The following is a 23,356-nucleotide window of genomic DNA, read 5'->3' on the forward strand; positions in this document are numbered from 1 at the left end:
AAACATATCGGGAAATAAGAGTGAAAGAGCACCATGTAGGTGCTCTTTTTAAATTCTATAGTATTGATTTATATAGGTTAGACCCAACAATAAGACTTAGGCTTGTTGATAGGCTTTTTTCACTTCTTCAGCAATAATCGCAATGCCTTTTTGCATCGCCTCATCGTCTTGCACGTAATTCATTCTTAGGCACTGATGAGCATGATCCCACTCGTCATTTTGACCGATAAAGAAATATTCCCCAGGGACAATCAATACTCCACGAGCTTTCAGGCGGTCGTACAGTTCCATGGTAGTGATTGGTAGCTCGTCAAACCATAGCCATAGGAATATCGCCCCCTCAGGTTTATGAATCCTAAATCTAGGGTCAGTGATCGCTTGTTGTAGCAACTCGACGGCACGCAGTGATTTTTGTTTATAGAAAGGTTTGATGACATCAGTGCTTAAGCGCAATAAGTCATTTTTCTTAATCATATGATTAGCAATAGCCGGCCCCAAGCTGCCTGGAGCTAAACTAATAATGCCATTCATATTGGTAAGCGCTTGGGTGATTTCTTCGCTGGCGATAACAATGCCACAGCGCACACCAGGTAAACCAAGCTTAGATAAGCTCATACATAAGATAGTGTTTTCATTCCAGAAAGGTTCTACATCTTCAAAAATGATATTTGGAAACGGCAGGCCATAAGCGTTATCGATTAATAGCGGGATGTTATTATCGCGTGCTAATTTATCGAGTTTATGTACTTCTTCGTCTGTTAAAACGTTACCCGTTGGGTTGGTTGGGCGAGAAGCACAAATAGCGGCTACCGAATCATCAACTTTCAACTCTTCAAAATCTACATGGTATTTAAATAAACCATTATCGAGCAGCTCGATTTCAGGGTGGTACGACACAAAAATATCGTCATCAATACCTGCATCACCATACCCAATATATTCTGGCGCTAAAGGCAGCAGGATTTTTTTATGGGATCCATCGGTTTGCTGACCCGCTAATAAGTTAAACAGGTAGAAGAAGCCACTTTGGCTACCGTTGGTTAGGCTAATGTTCTTTTCACTAATATCCCAACCGTAAGTATCTTTGAGCAACTTTGCTAATGATTTTACGAAAGCGTCTTTCCCTTGAGGGCCATCATAATTTGCCATTGCTGCAATAAGCTCTCCACTGGCGAGCATTTCTGCACTGGCTTGGTTAAAGTAATCGAGCATGGCTGGAATAGCGGCGGGGTTGCCACCACCGAGCATGATGGCGCCAGGAGTACGAAGACCATCATTTAGGTCGTCCATTAGACGCGTAATACCAGAATATCGATTAAACTTTTCACCAAACTTAGAGAATTGCATTGCGTTTTATACCTAATTCATTGTGATTGCTTGTTATATTTTATTTGCCAGACCAAATGTCTGCCATCAGTGTAATCCTTGAACATACCGCAATGCTTTTGCGACGCATAGCCCGAAATGCTTTAACACGTAAAAAACTTCTATATGGCAGGTCTTGAGGGTTTGTTTACTGTGCGAAAAAGGCTTTGGATAAAAAAAGGAGAAGCCAAAGCTTCTCCTTTAAATTTCGTGTGTTTTACTCTGGTTCCGCTATTTTGAACCCGTGTAAACAACTAATACCTTGTCATCTTTATACTGTCTTTCAAAGGCGTAGTACCCTTCGTGGTTACGAATAATATGCTTTCCTTGAGCTACAGCTGGGTGACGTTGACGGAATTGACCAAGTGCTTGCCAATGTTGCAGTAACTGGGCTCTTTCACCCGTGATTTGATCCCAAGGCATATCTGAACGAGTGCCTTGCATAGGGTCTGATCCCGTCGGACCAAAATCACGTGCAATCTCATCGCCATAATAAATTTGTACGGCGCCAGGGGTTAACATGAGTGCATTTGCAGCTTTGGTTTGTTTCGCGAAGTCATTGCCATGCTGTGCCCAAAATAATGATGTATCGTGAGAAGAAAGATAACTTAACACGTTAAATTTACTATCGTTATTGACCTTTTCTGCGTAACGAAGGTAATCAGCATCAAGATCGGATAGGCACTTTAATGCTTTTGGTGCGACATCACTTTGGAACTCAAAGTTGATGATGGAATCAAAACCATTATCGTAATAATCTGATTTCACCACGCTGTGAGCCCAAACTTCACCCGTCATCCAAAATGGTAAGTCATCTAGCGCTTTATCTGGATTGTTTTGTTTCCACTCTGCGAGTGCTTGGTTGGTGCTTTCTTTTAATTCAGCCCAAGCTTCTAATTCAACGTGCTTGGCTGTATCAACTCTAAAGCCATCGACTCCGTATTCACGTACCCAGTCAGATAACCAAGTAATAAGGTGTTCACGCGGGGTTTGCAGATCACTGCTGGCGTTGGTTTGCTTATTCACGAAGAAGTTAGGCAGACCTGTTTTCTCCGCTGATTCCGTTTTTAAATCAGGAAGGTGCGCCAATGACATGGTGATGTTGTTGTAGCCCGGAGAGTCGTAAGCCCCAATATCGCTGCGTAACCATGCTTTACCCCACCATTTTTCCCATGCTTCTTTATCGCTGTAAGAAATGTAGTTATTGAAGTAATGCCAGTTTTGTCCTTCTTTCGGTCGCCAATCTGTCCATTTTTCACCAAGTGCTTTGCGAGCTTCAGCATCTGTTAGATTCAGCTTACCGAAGTCGAACTCTTGCATATCGGCAAGAGTGGCGTAGCCCGTGTGGTTCATTACCACATCCCAAACAACGCGGATGCCTTTGCTGTGCGCGGTATCGATGAAGGTTTTCAGTTCATCTTCTGTGCCCATATTGTCATCGAGCTTAGTCCAATCTTGGTGGTAGTAGCCGTGATAGCCATAGTGTTTGAAATCACCTTTGTCGCCACCACCAACCCAGCCGTGGATTTGTTCTAAAGGCGAGGTTATCCAAATAGCATTGGCACCGAGTGATTCAATGTAGTCGAGCTTTTCGGTTAAACCCGCTAGGTCACCACCGTGGAAGGTGGCTATTTCATCTTGTCCGTCTTGGCTGCGGTTGTAACTGTTGTCGTTGTCAGGGTTACCATTATGGAAGCGGTCGGTCATTACGAAGTAAACCGTGGCGTTATCCCAACTAAAATCGGCTTTGGCTTCGGGTTCTACTTTCTCAAGCAGTAAAACACCTTGGCTGTTTTTTGCAGGCTGCATAGTGACGCTGCCGTTGGTAACTGTGACTTGTTTGCCTGAAAGGGCGTCTCTTACCAAGGTGCCATCATCAAAGGTTTTAGCGACATTGATTGTGGTCGGTGAATCACTTGGTACAGGGCAAGTAAAGCTTTGTACTTCTTCTTGTTTTGGTTTGATCTTAACCGTGAGTTCATTCGTTTGTGGGTTTAATGTGAACTGGTAGGTATTAGGACGAAATACTTTTATGTTGATTTCAGATTTTTCGGCGCAATCGTCTAAGCGAAGGGGTTTATTGAACTTGATGCGACTTTCTTCAGCTAGAGAGTAGTTGGTACCACAGGTTTGCTGAGCATCACCGATAGAAAAAGCATAGCTGCCTTTTGCTAGCTCATGTTCTGCTAATAACGTGCCTTGCCCTGTCGACTGAAAGGTAAGAGTCTCGTTATCTATGATGAGCAATAAGTTGTTGTCTGTGGTTTGGCTGCATGCGCTGAGTGCGAGAATTGAAAGCGCGAGTGTTGTTTTTTTCATTGTGTCCTTCCCCGAATAAACAGCACATTTATAACAAATAAGGAGACCTACAGTCTGAGTGCTGATTCATTCGGTTATCCAATATTACCTCTACAAATAATTACGCAGTTCACAAAAACAAAAAGGGAAGCTTTCGCTTCCCTTTGGGTGTTTACCTTGCGCTGCTCAGAGTATGACTTAGAGCAACTGTCTCACTCATGCTTATTTTTGCAGTAGAGAGATGTCAGCAATCTGTAGGAACAGGTTACGTAGGTTGTTCAGTAGCGTTAGACGGTTTTTCTTAAGCGCTTCGTCATCAGCCATAACCATTACGTTATCGAAGAATGCATCAACAGGTTCACGTAGATCAGCAAGCTTGCTTAGGGCTTCTTGGTAGTTGCCTGTTGCGAATGCTGGTTCTAGTGCTTCCGTCATTACTTCAACGTTTTCAGCCAGTGCTTTCTCTGCGTCTTCTTGAAGAAGCGTTAGGTCGATTTCTGCTGGTAGTTCGCCATCGAATTTCGCAAGGATGTTACCTACACGCTTGTTCGCTGCTGCTAGAGCTTCTGCTGCTTCCAGTTCACGGAAGTGAGAAACCGCTTTAACACGTTGGTCAAAGTCAGCTGGCTTAGTTGGACGACGCGCTAGTACCGCTTGGATGATATCAACGCTGAAACCAGCATCTTGGTACCATGCGCGGAAACGACCTAACATGAAGTCGATAACGTCAGCTTCTACGTTTTCGTTGGTTAGCTTGTCGCCTAGTAGCTCTTTCGCTTTACCGATTAGATCGGTTAGGTCTAGGTTGTAGCCGTTTTCAACGATGATACGTAGCACACCTAGTGATGCGCGACGCAGAGCGAATGGGTCAGAACCTTTTGGAGCTTGGCCAATACCGAAGATACCTACGATAGTGTCTAGCTTGTCTGCCATTGCGACTGCAGATGAAATACCAGTGCTTGGTAGAGTATCACCTGCGAAACGAGGCATGTACTGCTCGTAAAGTGCCAGTGCTACTTGATCGTCTTCGCCATCGTGAGTCGCGTAGTGCATACCCATCACACCTTGAGTATCCGTAAATTCGAATACCATTGATGTCATTAGGTCACACTTAGCCAGTAGGCCAGCACGCTTAGATTTCTCAACGTCAGCATCGATTTGCTCGGCAATGTAGCCAGCAAGCTCTGTGATGCGGTCTGTCTTGTCTTTGATAGTACCCAGTTGCTTCTGGAAGATAGCTTGGTCTAGTTCAGCAAGACGGTCGATAAGCGGGCGCTTACGGTCTGTATTGAAGAAGAACTCTGCATCAGCAAGACGTGGACGTACAACTTTCTCATTACCTTCGATTACGTGACGAGGCTCTTTAGACTCGATGTTCGAAACAAAGATGAAGTTTGGAAGAAGGCTTCTTTCAGCGTCACCAATCTCATGCGAATAAACAGGGAAGTACTTCTGGTCGCCTTTCATGGTGTAAACCAAAGCTTCAGAAGGCACTTTTAAGAACTCTTGCTCAAACTTAGCAGTAAGAACTACTGGCCATTCAACCAAAGAGGTCACTTCTTCAACAAGGTCATCTTCTAGGTCAGCAATACCGCCAACCGCGTCTGCTGCTTTTTTAGCATCAGCAAGGATGATCGCTTTACGCGCATCGTAATCTGCCATTACTTTACCGCGCTCTTCTAAGATCGCAGGGTATTGGTCAGCAGAGTCGATGGTAAACTCTTGCTCGCCCATGAAACGGTGACCACGGATAGTACGAGCAGAAGCTACACCTAGGATTTCGCCTTCAACAAGCTCATCACCTAGTAGTACTGTCAGTGTTTTCACTGGACGGATAAATTGAATGTCTGAGTTACCCCAGCGCATTGCTTTAGGAATTGGTAGACCAGCTAGTGCTTTCGCAGCAATGTCCATCACCAATTCTTGAACTGGTTTGCCAGCCACTTCTTGTTTGAAAAGAAGCCACTCGCCTTTGTCTGTTTTCAGACGGTCAGCTTGCTCAACAGTAATACCGTTACCACGAGCCCAACCTTGTGCCGCTTTAGTTGCGTTACCTTCTGCATCGAATGCTACAGAAATAGCAGGACCACGCTTCTCAACCACTTTGTCTGCTTGACCTTCAGCCAGTGCCGTCACTTTAAGTGCTAGACGACGAGGTGCTGCGTACCACTTGATGCCTTCGTGAGAAAGCTCAGCAGTTTTAAGACCTGCTTCAAAGTTAGAAGCAAAGGCTTCAGCTAGAGAACGAAGAGCCGTTGGTGGAAGCTCTTCCGTACCCAGTTCAATTAGAAAATTCTTCGCCATGATTATTTACCTTCCTTCTTACACATTGGGAAGCCAAGCGCTTCACGTGACGCGTAGTACGCCTCTGCAACTGATTTAGTCAGGTTGCGGATACGAAGGATGTAACGTTGACGCTCTGTTACAGAGATAGCTTTGCGCGCATCAAGGATGTTGAATGCGTGACCTGCTTTTAGAATGCGCTCGTAAGCTGGAAGCGGAAGCGGCTTCTCTAGCTCAAGTAGTTCTTTACACTCTTTTTCGCACTGGTCGAAGAAAGTGAATAGGAAATCTACGTCTGCATGCTCGAAGTTGTACGTTGATTGCTCAACTTCGTTTTGGTGGAAGATGTCACCGTAAGTCACGTTTGAACCGTCTGGTGCTACGTTCCATACTAGGTCGTAAACTGAATCTACTTCCTGGATGTACATTGCTAGACGCTCGATACCGTAAGTGATCTCGCCAGTTACTGGCTTACACTCTAGGCCGCCAACTTGTTGGAAGTAAGTAAATTGAGTCACTTCCATGCCGTTTAGCCATACTTCCCAACCAAGACCCCATGCGCCTAGCGTTGGGTTTTCCCAGTTGTCTTCTACGAAACGAATATCGTGAACTAATGGGTCGACACCTAGCACTTCAAGAGAACCTAAGTACAACTCCTGGATATTATCTGGAGAAGGTTTTAGAGCTACTTGGAATTGATAGTAGTGCTGCAGACGGTTCGGGTTTTCACCGTAACGACCATCGGTCGGACGACGAGAAGGTTGAACGTATGCCGTAGACATTGGCTCTGGGCCAAGTGCACGTAGACATGTCATTGGGTGAGAGGTGCCAGCACCTACTTCCATATCTAAAGGTTGCACAATCGTACAGCCATTTTGAGCCCAATAATCCTGCAGCGCGAGGATCATTCCCTGGAAGGTTTTGATATCGAATTTTTGCATAGTCAGTTCGCGCGATTCTTCTGAATAATTAATAAAAATAGCTATTGAGTATACCCAGATATTGGTAATGCGAGTAGGGGTAATCCTGTTTAATTAGTGGTCTAAAATGTCGTTTAGTGGATTTTTTTGCCTTTAATCTTCGTTTTTCGGGGCAAGTGGATTTTTTAGCGAGTTTGATGCTTGTTTTTGAGTACTTGGGTGATTAAAATCGCGCGGTCTTTGGGGAGTAGCTTGCTTATTCATGTTTTTAGTTGAGTAAGTTCGTTCGTCAACATAATTGGTGCACATCACCATGGCGTTCGAGACGAGATATCGATGATAAAAATACAAATACATCGAGACCGTTTAGCAAGACCTTAGACAAACATCGTGAACCGGGGTGGGGCGCGAGGTTTGTCTTTGGTTCTAATATAATAATCCTCGCCCCAATGAGCATGTCGTGAGCGTTTTAGCAATTTCAATTACCACTGTGGCTTTGGCCGAGATCGGTGATAAAACTCAATTATTATCCCTTTTATTAGCCAGCCGTTACCGGAAGCCTTTTCCGATCATTGCGGCAATCTTCTTAGCTACCATCGCTAATCATGCCCTTGCTGCATGGCTAGGGGTCGTTGTTGCCGATTACTTATCTCCTGAAATTTTGAAATGGGTCTTAGTGGTGAGCTTCGTCATTATGGCGGGCTGGATTCTCATTCCAGATAAGCTGGATGACGATGAAAGTATTTCTAACCGCGGTCCATTCGTGGCGAGCTTTATTGCTTTCTTTATTGCCGAAATAGGTGATAAAACTCAAATTGCGACCTCGATCCTTGGAGCTCAATATTCAGATGCGTTGTTGCTTGTCATTTTTGGTACAACGATTGGCATGTTATTAGCCAATGTACCTGTAGTCGTGCTTGGCAATATGTCTGCGGATAGATTACCTCTCGATTTAATCCGTAAGATCACAGCAAGTCTTTTTGTTGCCCTCGCGATTGGTGCGGCAGTTTTGTAATCCGCTATTTTGTGGTCACTCGCATCTTGAGTGATTCATGGGCGAGTTAAACTTTGTTACAAGTGTTGTAAGGTTACACCGTTAACCTTGCAATACTTGAACTGAGCCGATGGAGTACTTCCAATCTGTTGTTAAATGATGTGGGTTTAATATCAAATAATTATTAAATCTATAACTTACAATTAGTTGCTGTTTTTTATAGAGGGTGATCAAATTGATATGCTATTGAGTTGTGGTTATTTTTCATGCAATTGAATAACGGAATATCATTATGAAAAAAACACTCCTGTTTAGCGCCATCATGTCTGCTTTTGCTTTTTCTGCGCAGGCAAGTCCAGATCTCGATAACCTATCGCAACTCACCATTATTCCTAACCACAATGCATCTTTAATCCGTAACTTTAACCCTTATGCTGTTTCTCGTATGCATACTGCTCGGGATTTCATGTACGAACCATTAGTCGTGTTTAATGAGTTAAAAGGCAACGTTCCTGAATACCGCTTAGCGACAGATTTTCGAATGAGTGAAGATCTGTTAAGCATTACGTTTGATTTGCGTAAAGGTGTGAAGTGGTCGGATGGTGAAACGTTTGATGCTGACGATGTTGTCTTCACGTTTGATATGGTTCGAAATTACCCATCACTTGATGACCGCGGTATTAACAATAAAATTAAATCCGTTGAGAAGTTGAACCAGTACCAAGTTCGCTTCCATATGAAAGAAGTGAATACCAACGGTACTTATGAAATAGTTCAGGTTCCAGTTGTTCCTGAACACCTATGGAAAGAAGTAAAAGACCCTGCTGAATTTTTAAATCCAAACCCGATTGGTACTGGTCCTTTTACTGAGTTGCCAGTGTTCACTCCAACGCTTTTCGTACAATGTCGAAATCCGAATTATTGGGATAACTCGAATTTGGATGTGGATTGTTTGCGTATTCCTCAAATGAACCACAATGATCAAGTATTAGGCGAGTTGGTCAACTCTCGCATCGATTGGGCAGGTTCATTTGTGCCTGATATTGAAAAAACCTTTGTCGATGTGTCGCCTAATCACGGCTATTGGTATCCGCCAGCAGGCACTCAATCTTTCATGTTCAATTACGCTTCGAAAGATCCAGTTAAGCACAAAGTTTTGAATGACGTTCAATTCCGCCGTGCGTTTTCTATGGCGCTGGATCGTCAGTCACTTATCGATATTGCTAACTACGGTAACGGTGTAGTGAATGATTTTGCTTCAGGTCTAGGTTATGCCTTTGAAGCTTGGTCTGATGAAGCGGTACACGCTAAATTCAAACCTTTCATGACCTTCTCGCAAAAGAATGCGAAGGCACTATTAGCAAAGGCTGGATATAAAGACATTAATGGCGATGGCTTTGTTGAAACTCCGCAAGGTGAAAAATTTGAGTTATTGATTCAGTCTCCACAAGGTTGGACGGATTTTAATAATACCGTGATGCTTTCTACCGAGCAGCTGCATCAAGTTGGCATCAATGCCAAAGCAAGAACGCCAGACTTTTCTATTTACAATCAGTCGATGCTGTCTGCTAAATATGATGTGGCTTACACCAATTACTTCCATGGACCTACACCGCATAAGTATTGGGATAGTGCTTACCACTCTCGACTTCAAGAGTCTGAAGGTATGCCAAGGTTTGCCATGCATCATTGGAAGAATGAGCAACTTGATACCTTACTTGATAGCTTCTACAAAACAGCAGACCATAATAAACAGCAAGATATCGCGCATGATATTCAAGCGCTAATTGCGGAAAACCAAGTGACGGTTCCTGTGATTTCGGGTTCGAATTTCTACCAATACAACACTCTTAGATTCACAGGCTGGTGGACTGCGGATAACCCTAAAGGTCGCCCAATGGTTTGGGAAGGTACACCCGAACGTTTGCTGCATGTTTTGGATTTAAAACCAAGATCTTAATCTGGATATCAGTAAAGTACTTATCTTTGAGCCTCAACTATACCTTGGAGCTTGAAGATAAATTCAGGGGAAATGGGTGTTATAAAATATTCGATATGAGGAGTATTCGAACGTGATGGCTGACATATAATTGTCATGATTCGCGTGGTAGATTAGAAGCAGAAATAGTTCAATAACCCTAGCAGCTAGAGGGCTTTAATTATGCTTACACGTTATATGGGAATGACTCCACAGAGCCAAAGTTATTTGTTTACTTTTGGTCTTAGTCTGACGTTATTGGGTATGGTATTGACTGATATGTGGCTGCCAATGGTAGCAGGTTCGCTGATCATGACGGGCTTAGCAGTAGAAGCCTGGATTCGGGTTGCGCATATTATTCCAATGCACAAAGAATTACGCTCAATGAATAAACAGATTGAAAAGCTTCAATCACAAGTGCGTAACTTAGAAGACAATGAATAAATGAATGGCAGCCTCAGGGCTGCCTTTTTATTATAAATTTTGAAGTGTTTCGTAAAGTGTTTTCAGTGAGATTGCTTGAGGCTATCGCTTTGCTGATACTGCTGTTATGCGACAGTTCCCTTTCATTTTTCGTATCCTAGAAGCCGTAGAAATTCAGCTACCTAAAAAGTTGGATGTTGATGCGTTGTCTTTAATACTCAAAGTTAGTCGATGGCATTTACAGCACGAATTTAAACGCTTCACCGGTATCAGTGTCGGTCGTTATTACCGGCTACGTTTGCTCACGTTAGCAATAGAAGCGATTGCTCATTCTGATCATCGTATTATTGATATTGCACTTGATTTCGGCTTTGAATCGCAAGAGGCATTTTACCGTGCGGTGAAGCAGGCTTTTAACGTTTCCCCCAAACATTTTAAACGAGATCCCACCTTAGCTAAACTTGTCGGGATTCCTAAGATCGATTCTACTTATCTGCAATTTTTTCAAGCAATGTTAGCATCTCCGCCGAAGGAAGAAATGTTTGAGTCGCAGGAACTCGTGGGTGTTCAGCAAAATTTCTCTTCGGTGTTTTTTAATTCTCAGACTTTATCCACCAAGGTTACTCAATTGTGGGATAGCTTTAATGAAGCTACATATGAGTGGCGGCATGAAGGTCGCCAATATTATGTGTTGGAGTATCGTAATAATTGTTCTGGGCGGTCAGGGCAATTTCAAATGCTAGCGGTGTGTGATGGTGATGAAGAGCCATCTAATGAACCATTAGCGAATATTGAGTTAACGGCTCGGACAATGTGGCGTTTCTCCTTACCTAATAGCATGTATATTTCTGCGCTGTTTATTTACCTTCACCACGTCTATTGCTACCAACATAAACTGACTTTAAATCGACTTCCTTATGTTTGGAAATTGGAACCGTCAGGTAGTTTACAATTTCGCGTTGAGTTGAAACCTACCTTAGAGTTAATCGATCTCCCATCAAGTATTCACCATCTTGGGAAAGACTTGACCTTAAAACCTGAACAATCTGGTTGTTTAGATATTGATACTATTCCTGGCAATTTGGTTCAAAAGAGCCAGCGTTTAGCTTACATCCTTGAAAAATATAGTGACTGTTTATCTGCTGTGAATACAGGACAAGTGCAGTTGCTTATTGGTCGGGCTGACAGTGATGGCTATACAACCAGCCATGACTATCAAGTAAGTCGTTTTATAGAAGAAAAATCCGATCGTGCTGTAAAGGTGGAAGCAGGAAAATACTTGAAGTGCGTTTTGATAGGGACATTAGCCAATATAGGGGAAAGCTTGGATAGTCTTTATTACTCTCATTTGACAGAGTCGAGATATGTTTTGGTACAAGGCTTTGAGTGGATAACCTGTGCCGAAGAAAGATCAAACCATGAATGGTATATCGAGTTACTTATCCCAGTTGCAAAGCGCTAACTGGGATAATGGCTGATTGAAATAGTCGATGTTAGTTGCTTTCTTTCTCTACGACTAATTTGGGGCTTTTGTTTCGTTCTCTGATTAAGGCTGGCACGAAAATAAGCAATGAAACGATAACTAAGCACACCGTGATGTTCGGCTGGAAATCAAAGAAGCCTAATGCAATTGGGGCAACCGAAAAAATAACAACGTAATGCCATGAGAAAACATAAAGCGAATGTCTACCGAGTAAAGCTAATGGTTTAAAGGTTAAAGCTTGTGGCCATCGATGAATAATATAACCGAATAAATAGACCAGTAAGAATAGGTTAAAGATTCTCAGCCAGCCCAGTAGAGGCTTATCTGCTAGTTCATACAGGGTTCCTTGATGAATGCCATACTGAGAAAAAATATTTCGCTGAAAAACAAATAATACTAGAGCTATGATACTGACTAAAAAGGTAATTGCTGGGTGCTTAAACCAATTGATAGGTTGATGTCGTGAGCAGTAACCAAGACATATCCCCACAACGAAAATCAATTGCCATGCCAGCCAGCTAAAGTAGCCTGTGTTAATCGCCCTTTCGCTGAAGTAAAGAGTGAGTAATGTCGAAAGGTCAAAGTAACGACTGCCTAGCCACAACAGAACACTGATTGTGATAACTAAAGCGATGCGTTTTTTCTTCAGCTGGCTGATCACCAATGGCGATATCAATAAGAAAGCGACGTACATTGGTAAGATGTCAAAATATGGAGGCTTATGCAGCAGCGTAAAACTGGCGACCAGTGTTGGTAGTGTATTCCCGATTAACCCTGGAAATAGCTCACTATAAAAAGTATTGGCGGGTTGTGAAAAAGATATATAACAGTAAGCGATAGTGAGAACCGCAAGAATCGCTATCAAGTGATAGATATAAAGCTGCTTCGCCCGTGTTAGTAACTTCTTTTTGTTTGATGCGGCATCAGCACCAGTATAGATAAGCCCGACCATCAGCCCTGAAACTAAAATAAACCCTTCCGCAGCACCCACCTGCCCAAAAGGCTGCAAAGTTATGAGTTGAATATTAGCCCAACCAACGGTTATCCATATAAAGTGGTTGATGGTCATGATGAGCAGCAAAGCGCCGCGAATGGTGTCGATAGAATGGTTACGTTGCATAGTGTTTCCTCCCTTAGTCATGACAGAGTATGGGGAGGAACATAAAAAAACTGACTAATTGTGTGGTGCTTGAATGAATCGCGACACTAACGAAACTTTATAGCATTCCTTTCTTAATCAAATATTGATAAGGCAATTGTTCCGTTTGTACGCCAACAAGTTGGTGATCCATAAATCGGCAAAAGCTTGGAATGTCTCGGGTAGTTGAAGGGTCGTCCGCTTTGACCAGTAACACATCGCCATCCTGCATATTTCGAATCGTCTTCCTGACCATCATGACTGGTTCTGGGCAACGTAGCCCTTCAGCTTCTAAAGTGTGTGTTGCGAGTTCAGGGTTGAATATCATGGTTTGCTTCTCTATGTGCTTCTGAGCAGAGAATGATACGTCCGCAGAAAAAATATGCAATAAGTGCTTGGCAAGCTGAATTATTTCCTATAAGTTAATTAACAAGTTGATAACAACTTGCAACAATGACAACTTGCTAAGGAGTGGCGATGTTGACAGCACTAGACAGACTTACGATTTACTCGGTTCTCTGCTTTATTTCTTTTTGTGCGTTAGTGTTACGTACACCCGCAGAGGCTTCATTTACACCTTTAATCGGTGTAGTAGCAACACTTGGTGGCATTTGGCTTGAAATGCGCCGCTGGCAAAATTCGCCAGAAGAGCAAGAGCATTAATTAGATAAACTTTGTTTTTAAAAGCTGATTTTTGAAGTCTTTTTTAAAAACCGTTTTTAAAGCATTGAAGGCAGATTTTAGATATTTAAAGCTACAGCGATTTAACTTAATTCCGATACGACTACATTCCGACACTATCCCCAGTTTTCTTGGGCTTCCCCGCTTAAATGCGGGATTTTTTTTATCTAAAGCATGCTATAAAAGACGGGTGTATGCATTTAGGTAATTGAGTGTGGAACTAGAAGATATTTATCGTCGAGACTTAAATTTGCTTGTGGCTTTGAAGGTCTTAATTGAAGAAGGCAGTGTAAGCCAAGCTGCTGTTCGCCTGAACTTGAGCCAATCTGCGACCAGCCGAGTTCTAGGTCGACTTCGAGATTTGCTCGATGACCCTTTATTTACTCGCCAAGGTCAGCGTTTAATTCCAACCAAAAAAGCACTAGAGATCAGCCAGCGTATTGATCAACCTTTGGAATCGTTTCGCCAATTACTGACCCCAAGTGACTTTAACCCATACTATTGCGATGAAAGGTTTGTTATTGCGACGACCGATTATGCAATGCAGACGATTTTGCCTTACGCCTTGCCTAAGGTTTATGAATTAGCCCCTAACATTTCTTTAGAATTTGCCCCGCTTCAACATGAGCACTTATTTAAGCAGTTAAGTACAGAGCGTGTGGATATGGCGATTTGTCGTCCTACTGGTCCTGTGACTCCCTTACACCAAGAGATCCTTGGTCCTGTTGGCGTATCTTGTTTGTTATCTAAAAATCATCCGTTAGCTGATGGTGTTTTAACGTTAGAAGATTATGTTTCTTTGCCACATGCGATGATTGCCATTAGTGATGGTGTAAAAGCTTTACTAGATAACGCCTTAGTTAATCAAAGACCTAGAAAAATGGCGCTACGTGCTTATCACCTTGAAGCTGCGTTAGCGATTGTCGACAAAATGCCTTTAGTTATCACTGTCCCTGCGGATCTGGCGTATCTAGTTGCCGATCGTTATGACTTGGTCATTAAGCCTCTGCCCTTTGAGTTTGTGCCGTTTGATTATTCACTGATTTGGCATTCACGTTGTGATTCCTCTGATTCACAGCAGTGGTTAAGGCGTGTTCTCAAAGAAGAGTGTGGGGAGCTAATCGAAAAGCGTATCGAAGATATAGGTTTTTTTAATCGCAACTAGGTCATGTCTATATATGTAATTGACATTATTAATAATGATTAATGTTTCCCAGAGTTGGTAAGGTCATTTGATTTTGTTTTTCTAGCTGCCTAATTTACTCATTTCTAAGGAGAGATGTGTAATGGAACAACCATATCAAAAACCAACGGCTGCTTTTGTTGCGTCGGCATGGGGTGCGTTTATTATTGGTGCAGGAGCTTACTTATTTGGCTTGTGGTACTCCGCAATGGAGTTGAATGAAAAGGGATACTATTTATCGTTATTGCTGTTTGGTTTATTTTCAGCGATCTCACTACAAAAGACGGTACGCGATAAGCTTGAAGGAATTCAAGTGACTTCGATGTATGTCATGAGTTGTCGAGTGGCTTTGGCTGCTGCAATTATTCTGTTTGCTATTGGGCTAAGAAATGCAGAATTGGCATTAAGTGAGAAAGGCTTTTTTGCCATGGCTTTCACGTTGGCTTTGTTCGCTGTGATTACGATTCAAAAGAATGTTCGAGATATTGCCGCTTGCCCAGAGGCAAAAGTAACAATGTTTGATGATGAGGCTGAACAGGCTCCACAAAAAAGCAGCGATTAAGCGGCTAAATTCAATAGAGATATAATCAAGGCTAAGCGTTATCTGCTTAGCCTTGATCTTTTAGAGCGGACTAGATTCTAGACCTTAATAGCTCTAGCTCTTAATAGCACTCGGTCTTAGTAGCTCTAGATCTTGATAACACTAGATTTTAATAACAACGCGACCAGTAATTTGACCGTTAGTGATGTCTTCTGCTGCTTGAATCGCTTCATCTAAAGAAACTTCTTTAGTTGCTTGAGCGTAGAAAGATTCAGGTAGAAGCTCAGCCAGTTGCTCCCAAGCTTTGATGCGTTTTTCTCGTGGGCACATAACTGAGTCCACACCTTGCAGGCGAACATTACGCAGAATGAATGGCATTACGGTTGTTGGTAAGTCGAACCCGCCAGCTAAACCACAAGCGGCTACTGCGCCGTTATAGTCCACTTGAGCCAATACTTTTGCCAACACTTTGCTGCCTACAGTATCAATAGCACCAGCCCATAATTGTTTCTCTAATGGTTTTGCTGGTTCTTCAAGCTCTGCACGTTCAACAATGCGAGAGGCACCTAGTGATTTTAGTAACTCACCATTTTCTGCAGCGCGACCCGTTACCGCTGCAACTTTATAACCGAGTTGATTTAGTAGGGTAATAGACACACTGCCAACACCACCACTTGAACCTGTAACTAAGATTTCACCATCTTCAGGCTTAATACCTGCATCTACAATCGCTTGAACACAAAGCATTGCAGTAAAACCAGCGGTACCAATCGCCATTACTTTTTTAGCGTCTAGCCCTTTTGGCATTGGTACTAACCAATCACCATTTAAGCTCGCTTTTTCAGCCATGCCGCCCCAGTGACCTTCACCAACGCCCCAACCTGTTAAAACAACTTCATCGCCTTCTTTGTAGCGAGGGTCATCTGATTGAGAAACCACACCAGAAAGGTCAATACCAGGAACCATCGGGAAGTTACGAACAATGCGCCCTTTGCCTGTTATTGCTAAGCCATCTTTGTAGTTAAGAGAAGAGTAGTTAACGTCAACTTTTACGTTACCTTCTGGCAGTTGTGCTTCATCAATTTGAGAAACTGCCGCGATGGTTTTTTTATCTTCTTGGTTTAATACAAGTGCTTTAAACATGATCTGCTCCGTGGGAGGAATATTAGGAATCTGCCAATAACTTTAGACGACAAATCAGAGAAAAAATAATGAAACTTCAACATTAGATCTATGCGTTTTATGCATAAATTGAGTATGAGTAAATATGGTTAATAAAAAGCGCAACCATGTAATCATGAGTTGCGCTCTAGATGTGGCTTGCAGTGCAGCCTTATCTATCCGTGCTGTTTAGCTTAAGTGCAGTTTAGCTTAAGCACGGATTTGCAAAGGGCATGTGAACTAAGGGCGTTCAAATACCGTTGCGATACCTTGCCCTAAACCAATACACATAGTCGCTAAGCCGTACTTCACGTCTTGTGCTTCCATTAGGTTAATCAAGGTCGTAGAGATACGAGAGCCCGAACAACCTAGTGGGTGACCCAGCGCAATTGCACCGCCGTTAAGGTTTACTTTCTCGTCAACAACATCCAGTAAGCCTAAGTCTTTCGCACAAGGTAGAGACTGAGCAGCGAATGCTTCGTTAAGTTCGATAACGCCCATATCTTCAATGCTCAAGCCTGCACGCTTAAGTGCTTTTTTAGTTGCAGGGACAGGACCATAGCCCATGATGGATGGATCACAGCCTGCGATTGCCATCGACTTCACTCGAGCACGAATCTTAAGACCAAGCGCATTGGCTTTTTCTTCGCTCATAATAAGCATTGCAGAAGCACCATCTGATAATGCTGATGACGTGCCTGCTGTTACTGTCCCGTTAGCTGGGTCAAATACTGGGCGAAGCTGTGATAAACCTTCAACGGTGGTTTCTGGGCGAATTACTTCATCGTAATCGAGCGTAAACAGTGAGCCGTCTGCCGCGTGAGCTTCTGTTGGAAGGATCTCGTTTTTGAAACGACCTTCAACAGTTGCAGCTTGAGCGCGAGCGTGTGAACGAGCTGCAAATGCATCTTGGTCTTCACGGCTAATACCATGCATTTTACCTAGCATTTCTGCGGTTAAGCCCATCATACCCGCGGCTTTTGCTACATTCTTAGACATGCCAGGGTGGAAATCTACACCGTGGTTCATTGGAACATGACCCATGTGTTCCACACCGCCAATCAGGCAGATCTCAGCATCACCCACCATGATAGAGCGCGTTGCATCATGCAAAGCTTGCATAGATGAACCACATAAACGGTTTACTGTTACCGCGCCAATCTCAATCGGTAAGCCCGCTAGAAGCGCCGCATTACGTGCAACGTTAAAGCCCTGTTCAAGGGTTTGTTGTACACAACCCCAGTAAATGTCTTCGATTTCTGAAGGGTTCACTTCTGGGTTACGTTCTAAAATGCCTTTCATCAAGTGCGCAGATAAGTCTTCAGCACGTGTGTGACGGAAAGCTCCACCTTTGGAACGTCCCATTGGGGTACGAAGGCAATCAACAACAACTACATTTTTCATTTTGCTATTCCTTTTCCAAATGTGGGTTACAGAGAACTGGCTTGTTGGGCGTCATAAAAGCTTTCGCCCTTCGCTGCCATATCAAGCAATAGTTGAGGAACCTGGTACATAGCACCTAAGTCTTGGTAGCCTTTCGCCATTTCAACGAAGTTACCAATACCCACACTGTCTAAGTAGCGGAATACGCCGCCTCTAAATGGAGGGAAGCCTAAGCCGTAAACCAATGCCATATCTGCTTCTTGTGGAGAGGCGATAATGCCTTCTTCCAAACACAGCACTACTTCATTGATCATTGGAATCATCACGCGCTGGATAATGGTTTGGTCATCAAACTCTTGTGGAGATTGGCAAACATCAGCGAGTACAGGAAGAATATCTGCAGAGAAGGTTTTCTTAGGACGACCGCGTTTATCTACGCTGTAGTTATAGAAGCCGCTGCCATTCTTCTGACCGTATTTATCAGCTTCGAATAGGGCATCAATAGCATCACGTCCTTCTTTGCCCATGCGCTCAGGGAAACCTTGAGCCATTACAGCTTGTGCGTGGTGTGCCGTATCTAAACCAACCACATCGAGTAGGTAGGCAGGTCCCATTGGCCAACCGAATTTACGCTCCATTACTTTATCCACTTTAGTGAAGTCAGCACCGTCACGTAGCAACATGCTAAATCCGCCGAAGTACGGGAAAAGCACGCGGTTAACAAAGAAGCCTGGGCAGTCATTAACAACGATAGGCGATTTACCCATTTTCGCTGCGTAAGCAACTACACGGTTAATTGTTTCTTCTGAAGTGTGCTCACCGCGGATAATTTCAACTAAAGGCATGCGATGTACTGGGTTGAAGAAGTGCATACCACAGAAATTTTCTGGGCGCTTTAGCGACTTCGCCAGTAAGTTAATCGGAATCGTTGAGGTATTCGATGTTAGAACGGCGTCTTCGCTCACGTGGTTTTCTACTTCGCTAAGCACCGCTGCTTTTACTTTCGGGTTTTCAACCACGGCTTCTACAATCACGTCAGATTGTTCAATGCCGGCATAATGTAGGCTTGGAGTAATAGAAGATAGAATGCCTGCCATCTTGAACCCGTCTAAGCGACCGCGTGATAAGCGCTTGTTTAGCAGTTTAGAAGCTTCATTCATGCCGAGATCAAGCGATGCTTGTGCGATATCTTTCATCATCACAGGCACGCCTTTTAGCGCTGACTGGTAAGCAATACCGCCACCCATGATGCCAGCACCTAGTACGGCAGCGCGTTCTGTAGCTTTGTTTGCTGATTTTCCTGCCTGTTTAGCAAGCCCTTTGATGTACTGGTCATTTAGGAATAAACCAACCAATGCTTTTGCTTCTTCGGACTTAGCCAATTTCACGAAATGTTTGCGTTCGATATCAAGAGCAGCATCGCGATCGCTTCGAGCGGCTTCTTCAATAGCAATAACCGAAGTGATAGGCGCTGGATAATGAGGACCAGCTTTTTGAGTAACAAGACCTTTCGCCATTGTGAAACTCATCATGGCTTCGAGTTTGCTTAATGACAGTGCCGATGTTTTTTGCTTACGGCGAAGTTGCCAATCCAGTTGTTCGTTTGCAGCCAAAGAAACGGTATTGATTGCTGATTCTAGTAATTGGTCTGTTTCGACTATTGCATCGAGCAAGCCAATCTTGAGTGCTTCATCTGCTCGACATGCTTTACCTTGAGTGATGATTTCCATTGCGCTGTCTGCGCCAATAACTCGGGGTAATCTTACACAACCACCAAATCCAGGCATGATGCCCAGTTTTGTTTCGGGTAAACCAATGCTGGTGGTCTTGTCACCGATACGGAAGTCAGTGGCAAGTACACACTCACAGCCGCCGCCAAGGGCATGACCGCGCATCATTGAAAGGGTTGGAACAGGAAGGTCTTCGAGTTTGCTAAAGATTGAGTTGGCGAATCTTAACCATTCATCAAGTTCTGCTTCTGGCTTAGCAAATAAGCCTAGGAATTCAGTGATATCAGCACCGACAATAAACGCGTCTTTGTTTGAAGTTAATATCAAACCGCGTAAGCCAGAGTGGGCTTTTAGGGCGTCTAGTGCTTGGTCTAGGGATTCTAAAGTAGCAAGGTCGAGCTTATTTACGGAAGCTGGAGCACAGAAGCTCAGCTCTGCTATTCCATCTTGTAATTCCTTTACCTGTAGGGTGTTAGCTTGGTAAATCATTGTCTATCTCCATGACATACAATTCGTGATTGCGTGAGAGAATTTTTGTTATATTGATTACGTTATTGTTCTTCTGGTTAGACCAGTGTTTTTAGTGTGAACTTGAGATTGGTTAAATTCAATACATTTTTTAAACAATTGTTTAACATTGTGCGTTAGGACAGATCTCTAACTGTTATCTTTTCTGCGTGATACACTTTGCCGACCTTAGTGAAAAAGCCAACAATATGAATGACCAGCCGTTTCTCGTGCCTTTGGAATCCGCGCGATTTGAAGAAGAAATAAAGAAGAGTGTTTTCATCACTCATTTAGCCCATACACCAAGTGTAGAAGTGGCTAAAAAATTTATAGAGCAAATCAAACAAGAGCACTCATCAGCAAGGCATAATTGCTGGGGGTTTGTCGCGGGTCGCCCTGAAGATTCAATGAAATGGGGTTTCAGTGATGATGGTGAACCATCAGGCACTGCGGGCAAGCCTATTTTGGCTCAGTTATCAGGTTCTGGTGTGGGGGAGTTGACTGCCGTAGTTACGCGATATTCAGGTGGAATCAAACTTGGGACGGGTGGTTTAGTGAAAGCGTATGGTGGGGGAGTACAACAAGCTCTCAAGCTGCTTCAAACTATCGAGAAAAAAATAACCACAAATCTACGGCTAGAGTTAGACTATGGATTCATGCCAATCGCACAATCAATAATGACTCAATATGATGCGCAAGAAGTGCATGCGAATTATGGAGTTCAAGTTGAGTTGGTGATTGAAATAGAACTTCGTCAGGTTGAAGCGTTTACGCAGACCGTGATTAATAAAAGTGGTGCTAAGGCACTGGTCTCGAAAATCAAAGATAACTAGGAAGTTTGAAGCTTTTCGCTTCGGTTAATCACTCATGCAATTTCGTTCAATTATTCGAATCGTCGGGTTACTGCTCGCTCTCTTCAGTGTTTCAATGCTCGCGCCAGCTTTGGTTGCGTTGATCTACCGAGATGGTGCTGGTGTTCCCTTTGTTACTACTTTCTTTGTACTGCTATTTTTCGGTGCATTAAGTTGGTTTCCCAACCGCCGACATAAACATGAATTAAAAGCTCGAGATGGCTTTTTGATCGTCGTTTTATTTTGGACAGTAATCGGCAGCGCGGGTGCTTTACCTTTCCTCATTGCTGATAATCCTAATGTTTCAGTCACTGATGCCTTTTTTGAATCTTTTTCTGCTCTAACAACGACAGGGGCAACCGTCATTGTAGGGCTGGATGACCTCCCTAAAGCGATTCTTTTCTATCGCCAGTTTTTGCAGTGGTTTGGTGGTATGGGGATCATTGTACTTGCCGTCGCTATTTTGCCTGTTTTGGGTATCGGTGGTATGCAGCTATATCGTGCTGAAATCCCGGGGCCAGTGAAAGACAGTAAGATGACTCCGCGAATAGCAGAAACAGCTAAAGCACTTTGGTATATCTACCTAAGTTTGACTATTGCTTGTGCGGTTGCATTCTGGTTAGCAGGAATGAGTGCGTTTGACGCAATCAGCCATAGCTTCTCAACTATCGCGATTGGTGGGTTCTCTACTCACGATGCGAGTATGGGGTATTTTAATAGCCCTGCTATTAATATGATTACCGTGGTGTTCCTTCTTATATCCGCGTGTAACTATTCACTACACTTTGCGGCCTTTGCTTCTGGTGGTGTACACCCTAAATATTATTGGAAAGATCCAGAGTTTCGCGCTTTTATCTTTATACAAGTTGTCTTGTTTCTTGTCTGTTTCTTGCTGTTACTTAATCATCATTCCTATGACTCTTATTATGATGCGTTTGATCAGGCACTTTTCCAAACCGTTTCCATTTCAACTACGGCTGGATTTACGACGACAGGTTTTTCTGAATGGCCACTATTCTTACCGGTGCTTTTGCTTTTTTCTTCTTTTATAGGAGGATGTGCAGGTTCAACGGGCGGTGGCATGAAAGTAATACGTATTTTACTCCTGACTCTGCAGGGCGCTCGTGAAATGAAACGTCTTGTTCACCCTAGAGCTGTTTATACAATTAAAGTTGGAGGCTCAGCATTACCACAACGAGTGGTGGATGCAGTTTGGGGTTTCTTTTCTGCTTATGCACTTGTTTTTGTTGTTTGTATGTTGGCCCTTATTGCAACAGGCATGGATGAGCTGAGTGCTTTCTCTGCTGTAGCGGCAACATTGAATAACCTTGGTCCTGGTCTTGGCGAGGTTTCTGTTCACTTTGGCGATGTTAATGACAAAGCAAAGTGGGTCTTGATTGTTTCTATGCTTTTTGGGCGCTTGGAAATATTTACTCTATTAATTCTACTTACACCTACGTTTTGGCGTAGCTAAGGAACCACTGTGGAAAAAGCTTTATTTCTATATTCAAGCCGAGAAGGTCAGACTAAAAAAATTCTGCACTATATAGAAGAAGAATTAAAAGACTTTGAATGCGAAGTGAAAGATTTGCATTTGGTCGATGAGATTGATTTTACACACTATGACAGAGTACTGATTGGTGCTTCTATTCGCTATGGTCACTTGAACAAAAAACTGTACCAGTTTATTGGAAAGAACTTGAAACAGCTCCAAACGCATAATGTTGCGTTCTTCTGTGTCAATTTAACTGCTCGTAAAGAGGACCAAGGTAAAGATACACCAGAAGGAAGTGCGTATATAAAGACGTTTCTTAAAAAGTCGCCGTGGCAGCCTTCATTAATAGGCGTATTTGCTGGAGCCCTTTATTACCCGCGTTATAAATGGTTCGATAGAGTGATGATTCGCTTTATTATGAATATGACGGGTGGGGAAACGGATACAACCAAAGAAGTTGAGTATACAAATTGGAACAAGGTCTCTCTTTTTACCGATAAATTTAGAAATCTGTAGTAATAAAGCTTATTTATAAGGCGTTTTGACTGGTTTTTAGTCGAACAGATAAAAAGATAAGAAAAACGTAAAAAAATCCTTGCCAACGTGACGCCGATCTCTATAATGCGACCTCGTTGAAACGGGAAGGCTTCTTAGGAAACCAGAACGAATTAACCAGTCAAGTTAGCCAAGCCAAGTGCTTGAAGAAAGTTTTGAAAAAAGTGGTTGACACTAAAACTTAAATAGCTAAAATGACCGTCCGATTTGAGCGAAGCTCAAAAGGAAAAGCTCTTTAACAATTTAAACCTATCAATCTGTGTGGGCACTCGTTGATGAATATCAAAACAAGATTTCCTCGGAAATCAATTTGGTTTCAATGAACTGAGTGACCAATACGAATAACTTCGGTTATTTGGCACAGTCAATTCATTACCATTCTGTTGG

At 43.1% G+C, this 23,356-nt stretch carries 19 protein-coding genes; 10 read left to right on the plus strand and 9 right to left on the minus strand.

Annotated elements, in window-relative coordinates:
* Positions 1-96 precede the first annotated feature (96 nt).
* The 4 genes from F0226_RS11965 to glyQ form a co-directional block, all read right to left on the minus strand.
* Positions 97-1,347 (minus strand): valine--pyruvate transaminase, encoded by a 1,251-nt coding sequence (locus F0226_RS11965; RefSeq protein WP_171735849.1) that lies wholly within the window; start codon positions 1,345-1,347, stop codon positions 97-99.
* Positions 1,348-1,596: 249 nt separating this feature from the next.
* The gene (locus F0226_RS11970; RefSeq protein ID WP_171735850.1) at positions 1,597-3,684 is read right to left on the minus strand and encodes an alpha-amylase; all 2,088 of its coding nucleotides are present in this window, start codon (positions 3,682-3,684) and stop codon (positions 1,597-1,599) included.
* Between the two features lie 201 nt (positions 3,685-3,885).
* Positions 3,886-5,967 carry a glycine--tRNA ligase subunit beta gene (gene glyS, locus F0226_RS11975; protein WP_171735851.1) on the minus strand — a complete coding sequence of 694 codons (2,082 nt, stop codon included), beginning with the start codon at positions 5,965-5,967 and terminating at the stop codon, positions 3,886-3,888.
* Positions 5,968-5,969: 2 nt separating this feature from the next.
* Positions 5,970-6,887 (minus strand): glycine--tRNA ligase subunit alpha, encoded by a 918-nt coding sequence (gene glyQ / locus F0226_RS11980; protein ID WP_171735852.1) that lies wholly within the window; start codon positions 6,885-6,887, stop codon positions 5,970-5,972.
* Positions 6,888-7,326: 439 nt separating this feature from the next.
* Between glyQ and F0226_RS11985 the strand changes: the two genes are divergently transcribed.
* From F0226_RS11985 to F0226_RS12000, 4 genes are all read left to right on the plus strand, one after another.
* Positions 7,327-7,881 carry a TMEM165/GDT1 family protein gene (locus tag F0226_RS11985; protein WP_171735853.1) on the plus strand — a complete coding sequence of 185 codons (555 nt, stop codon included), beginning with the start codon at positions 7,327-7,329 and terminating at the stop codon, positions 7,879-7,881.
* 301 nt (positions 7,882-8,182) lie between these two features.
* Positions 8,183-9,820 (plus strand): ABC transporter substrate-binding protein, encoded by a 1,638-nt coding sequence (locus tag F0226_RS11990; protein WP_253820808.1) that lies wholly within the window; start codon positions 8,183-8,185, stop codon positions 9,818-9,820.
* A gap of 201 nt (positions 9,821-10,021) precedes the next feature.
* Entirely contained in the window at positions 10,022-10,282 is a 261-nt protein-coding gene (locus F0226_RS11995; protein ID WP_171735855.1) for a hypothetical protein, read from the plus strand.
* A 106-nt stretch (positions 10,283-10,388) separates the two neighbouring features.
* Positions 10,389-11,723, plus strand: a complete 1,335-nt coding sequence (locus F0226_RS12000; protein WP_171735856.1) for a helix-turn-helix domain-containing protein — start codon at positions 10,389-10,391, stop codon at positions 11,721-11,723.
* Positions 11,724-11,754: 31 nt separating this feature from the next.
* Here the strand turns inward: F0226_RS12000 and opgC are convergent, their stop codons facing one another.
* Both opgC and tusA read right to left on the minus strand, forming a co-directional pair.
* On the minus strand, positions 11,755-12,864 hold the full coding sequence (gene opgC / locus F0226_RS12005) for an OpgC domain-containing protein (RefSeq protein ID WP_171735857.1): 1,110 nt from the start codon (positions 12,862-12,864) through the stop codon (positions 11,755-11,757).
* A gap of 97 nt (positions 12,865-12,961) precedes the next feature.
* The gene (gene tusA, locus F0226_RS12010) at positions 12,962-13,210 is read right to left on the minus strand and encodes a sulfurtransferase TusA (RefSeq protein ID WP_137375446.1); all 249 of its coding nucleotides are present in this window, start codon (positions 13,208-13,210) and stop codon (positions 12,962-12,964) included.
* Between the two features lie 149 nt (positions 13,211-13,359).
* Between tusA and F0226_RS12015 the strand changes: the two genes are divergently transcribed.
* From F0226_RS12015 to yiaA, 3 genes are all read left to right on the plus strand, one after another.
* The gene (locus tag F0226_RS12015) at positions 13,360-13,545 is read left to right on the plus strand and encodes a hypothetical protein (protein WP_171735858.1); all 186 of its coding nucleotides are present in this window, start codon (positions 13,360-13,362) and stop codon (positions 13,543-13,545) included.
* Positions 13,546-13,777: 232 nt separating this feature from the next.
* Positions 13,778-14,728, plus strand: a complete 951-nt coding sequence (locus tag F0226_RS12020) for a LysR substrate-binding domain-containing protein (RefSeq protein ID WP_171735859.1) — start codon at positions 13,778-13,780, stop codon at positions 14,726-14,728.
* Positions 14,729-14,849: 121 nt separating this feature from the next.
* Positions 14,850-15,308, plus strand: coding sequence for an inner membrane protein YiaA (gene yiaA, locus F0226_RS12025; protein ID WP_171735860.1), 459 nt, complete (start codon positions 14,850-14,852; stop codon positions 15,306-15,308).
* Between the two features lie 141 nt (positions 15,309-15,449).
* On the opposite strand, the gene F0226_RS12030 is transcribed toward yiaA, so the two are convergent.
* The 3 genes from F0226_RS12030 to fadB form a co-directional block, all read right to left on the minus strand.
* Positions 15,450-16,430 (minus strand): MDR family oxidoreductase, encoded by a 981-nt coding sequence (locus F0226_RS12030; RefSeq protein ID WP_171735861.1) that lies wholly within the window; start codon positions 16,428-16,430, stop codon positions 15,450-15,452.
* 258 nt (positions 16,431-16,688) lie between these two features.
* Positions 16,689-17,852 carry an acetyl-CoA C-acyltransferase FadA gene (gene fadA, locus F0226_RS12035; protein ID WP_171735862.1) on the minus strand — a complete coding sequence of 388 codons (1,164 nt, stop codon included), beginning with the start codon at positions 17,850-17,852 and terminating at the stop codon, positions 16,689-16,691.
* 26 nt (positions 17,853-17,878) lie between these two features.
* Positions 17,879-20,050, minus strand: coding sequence for a fatty acid oxidation complex subunit alpha FadB (fadB, locus tag F0226_RS12040; protein WP_171735863.1), 2,172 nt, complete (start codon positions 20,048-20,050; stop codon positions 17,879-17,881).
* Positions 20,051-20,277: 227 nt separating this feature from the next.
* On the opposite strand from fadB, the gene F0226_RS12045 reads away from it, so the two are divergent.
* The 3 genes from F0226_RS12045 to hemG are packed head-to-tail and all read left to right on the plus strand — an operon-like array spanning position 20,278 to position 22,930.
* Complete coding sequence (locus F0226_RS12045; RefSeq protein ID WP_171735864.1) at positions 20,278-20,901, plus strand: YigZ family protein; 624 nt, start codon at positions 20,278-20,280, stop codon at positions 20,899-20,901.
* A 34-nt stretch (positions 20,902-20,935) separates the two neighbouring features.
* Complete coding sequence (locus tag F0226_RS12050) at positions 20,936-22,393, plus strand: TrkH family potassium uptake protein (RefSeq protein ID WP_137375454.1); 1,458 nt, start codon at positions 20,936-20,938, stop codon at positions 22,391-22,393.
* A gap of 9 nt (positions 22,394-22,402) precedes the next feature.
* Positions 22,403-22,930, plus strand: coding sequence for a menaquinone-dependent protoporphyrinogen IX dehydrogenase (gene hemG, locus F0226_RS12055; RefSeq protein ID WP_171735865.1), 528 nt, complete (start codon positions 22,403-22,405; stop codon positions 22,928-22,930).
* Positions 22,931-23,356: the final 426 nt, after the last annotated feature.

It is taken from the genome of Vibrio sp. 99-70-13A1 (assembly GCF_013114625.1).
Classification (GTDB): domain Bacteria; phylum Pseudomonadota; class Gammaproteobacteria; order Enterobacterales; family Vibrionaceae; genus Vibrio.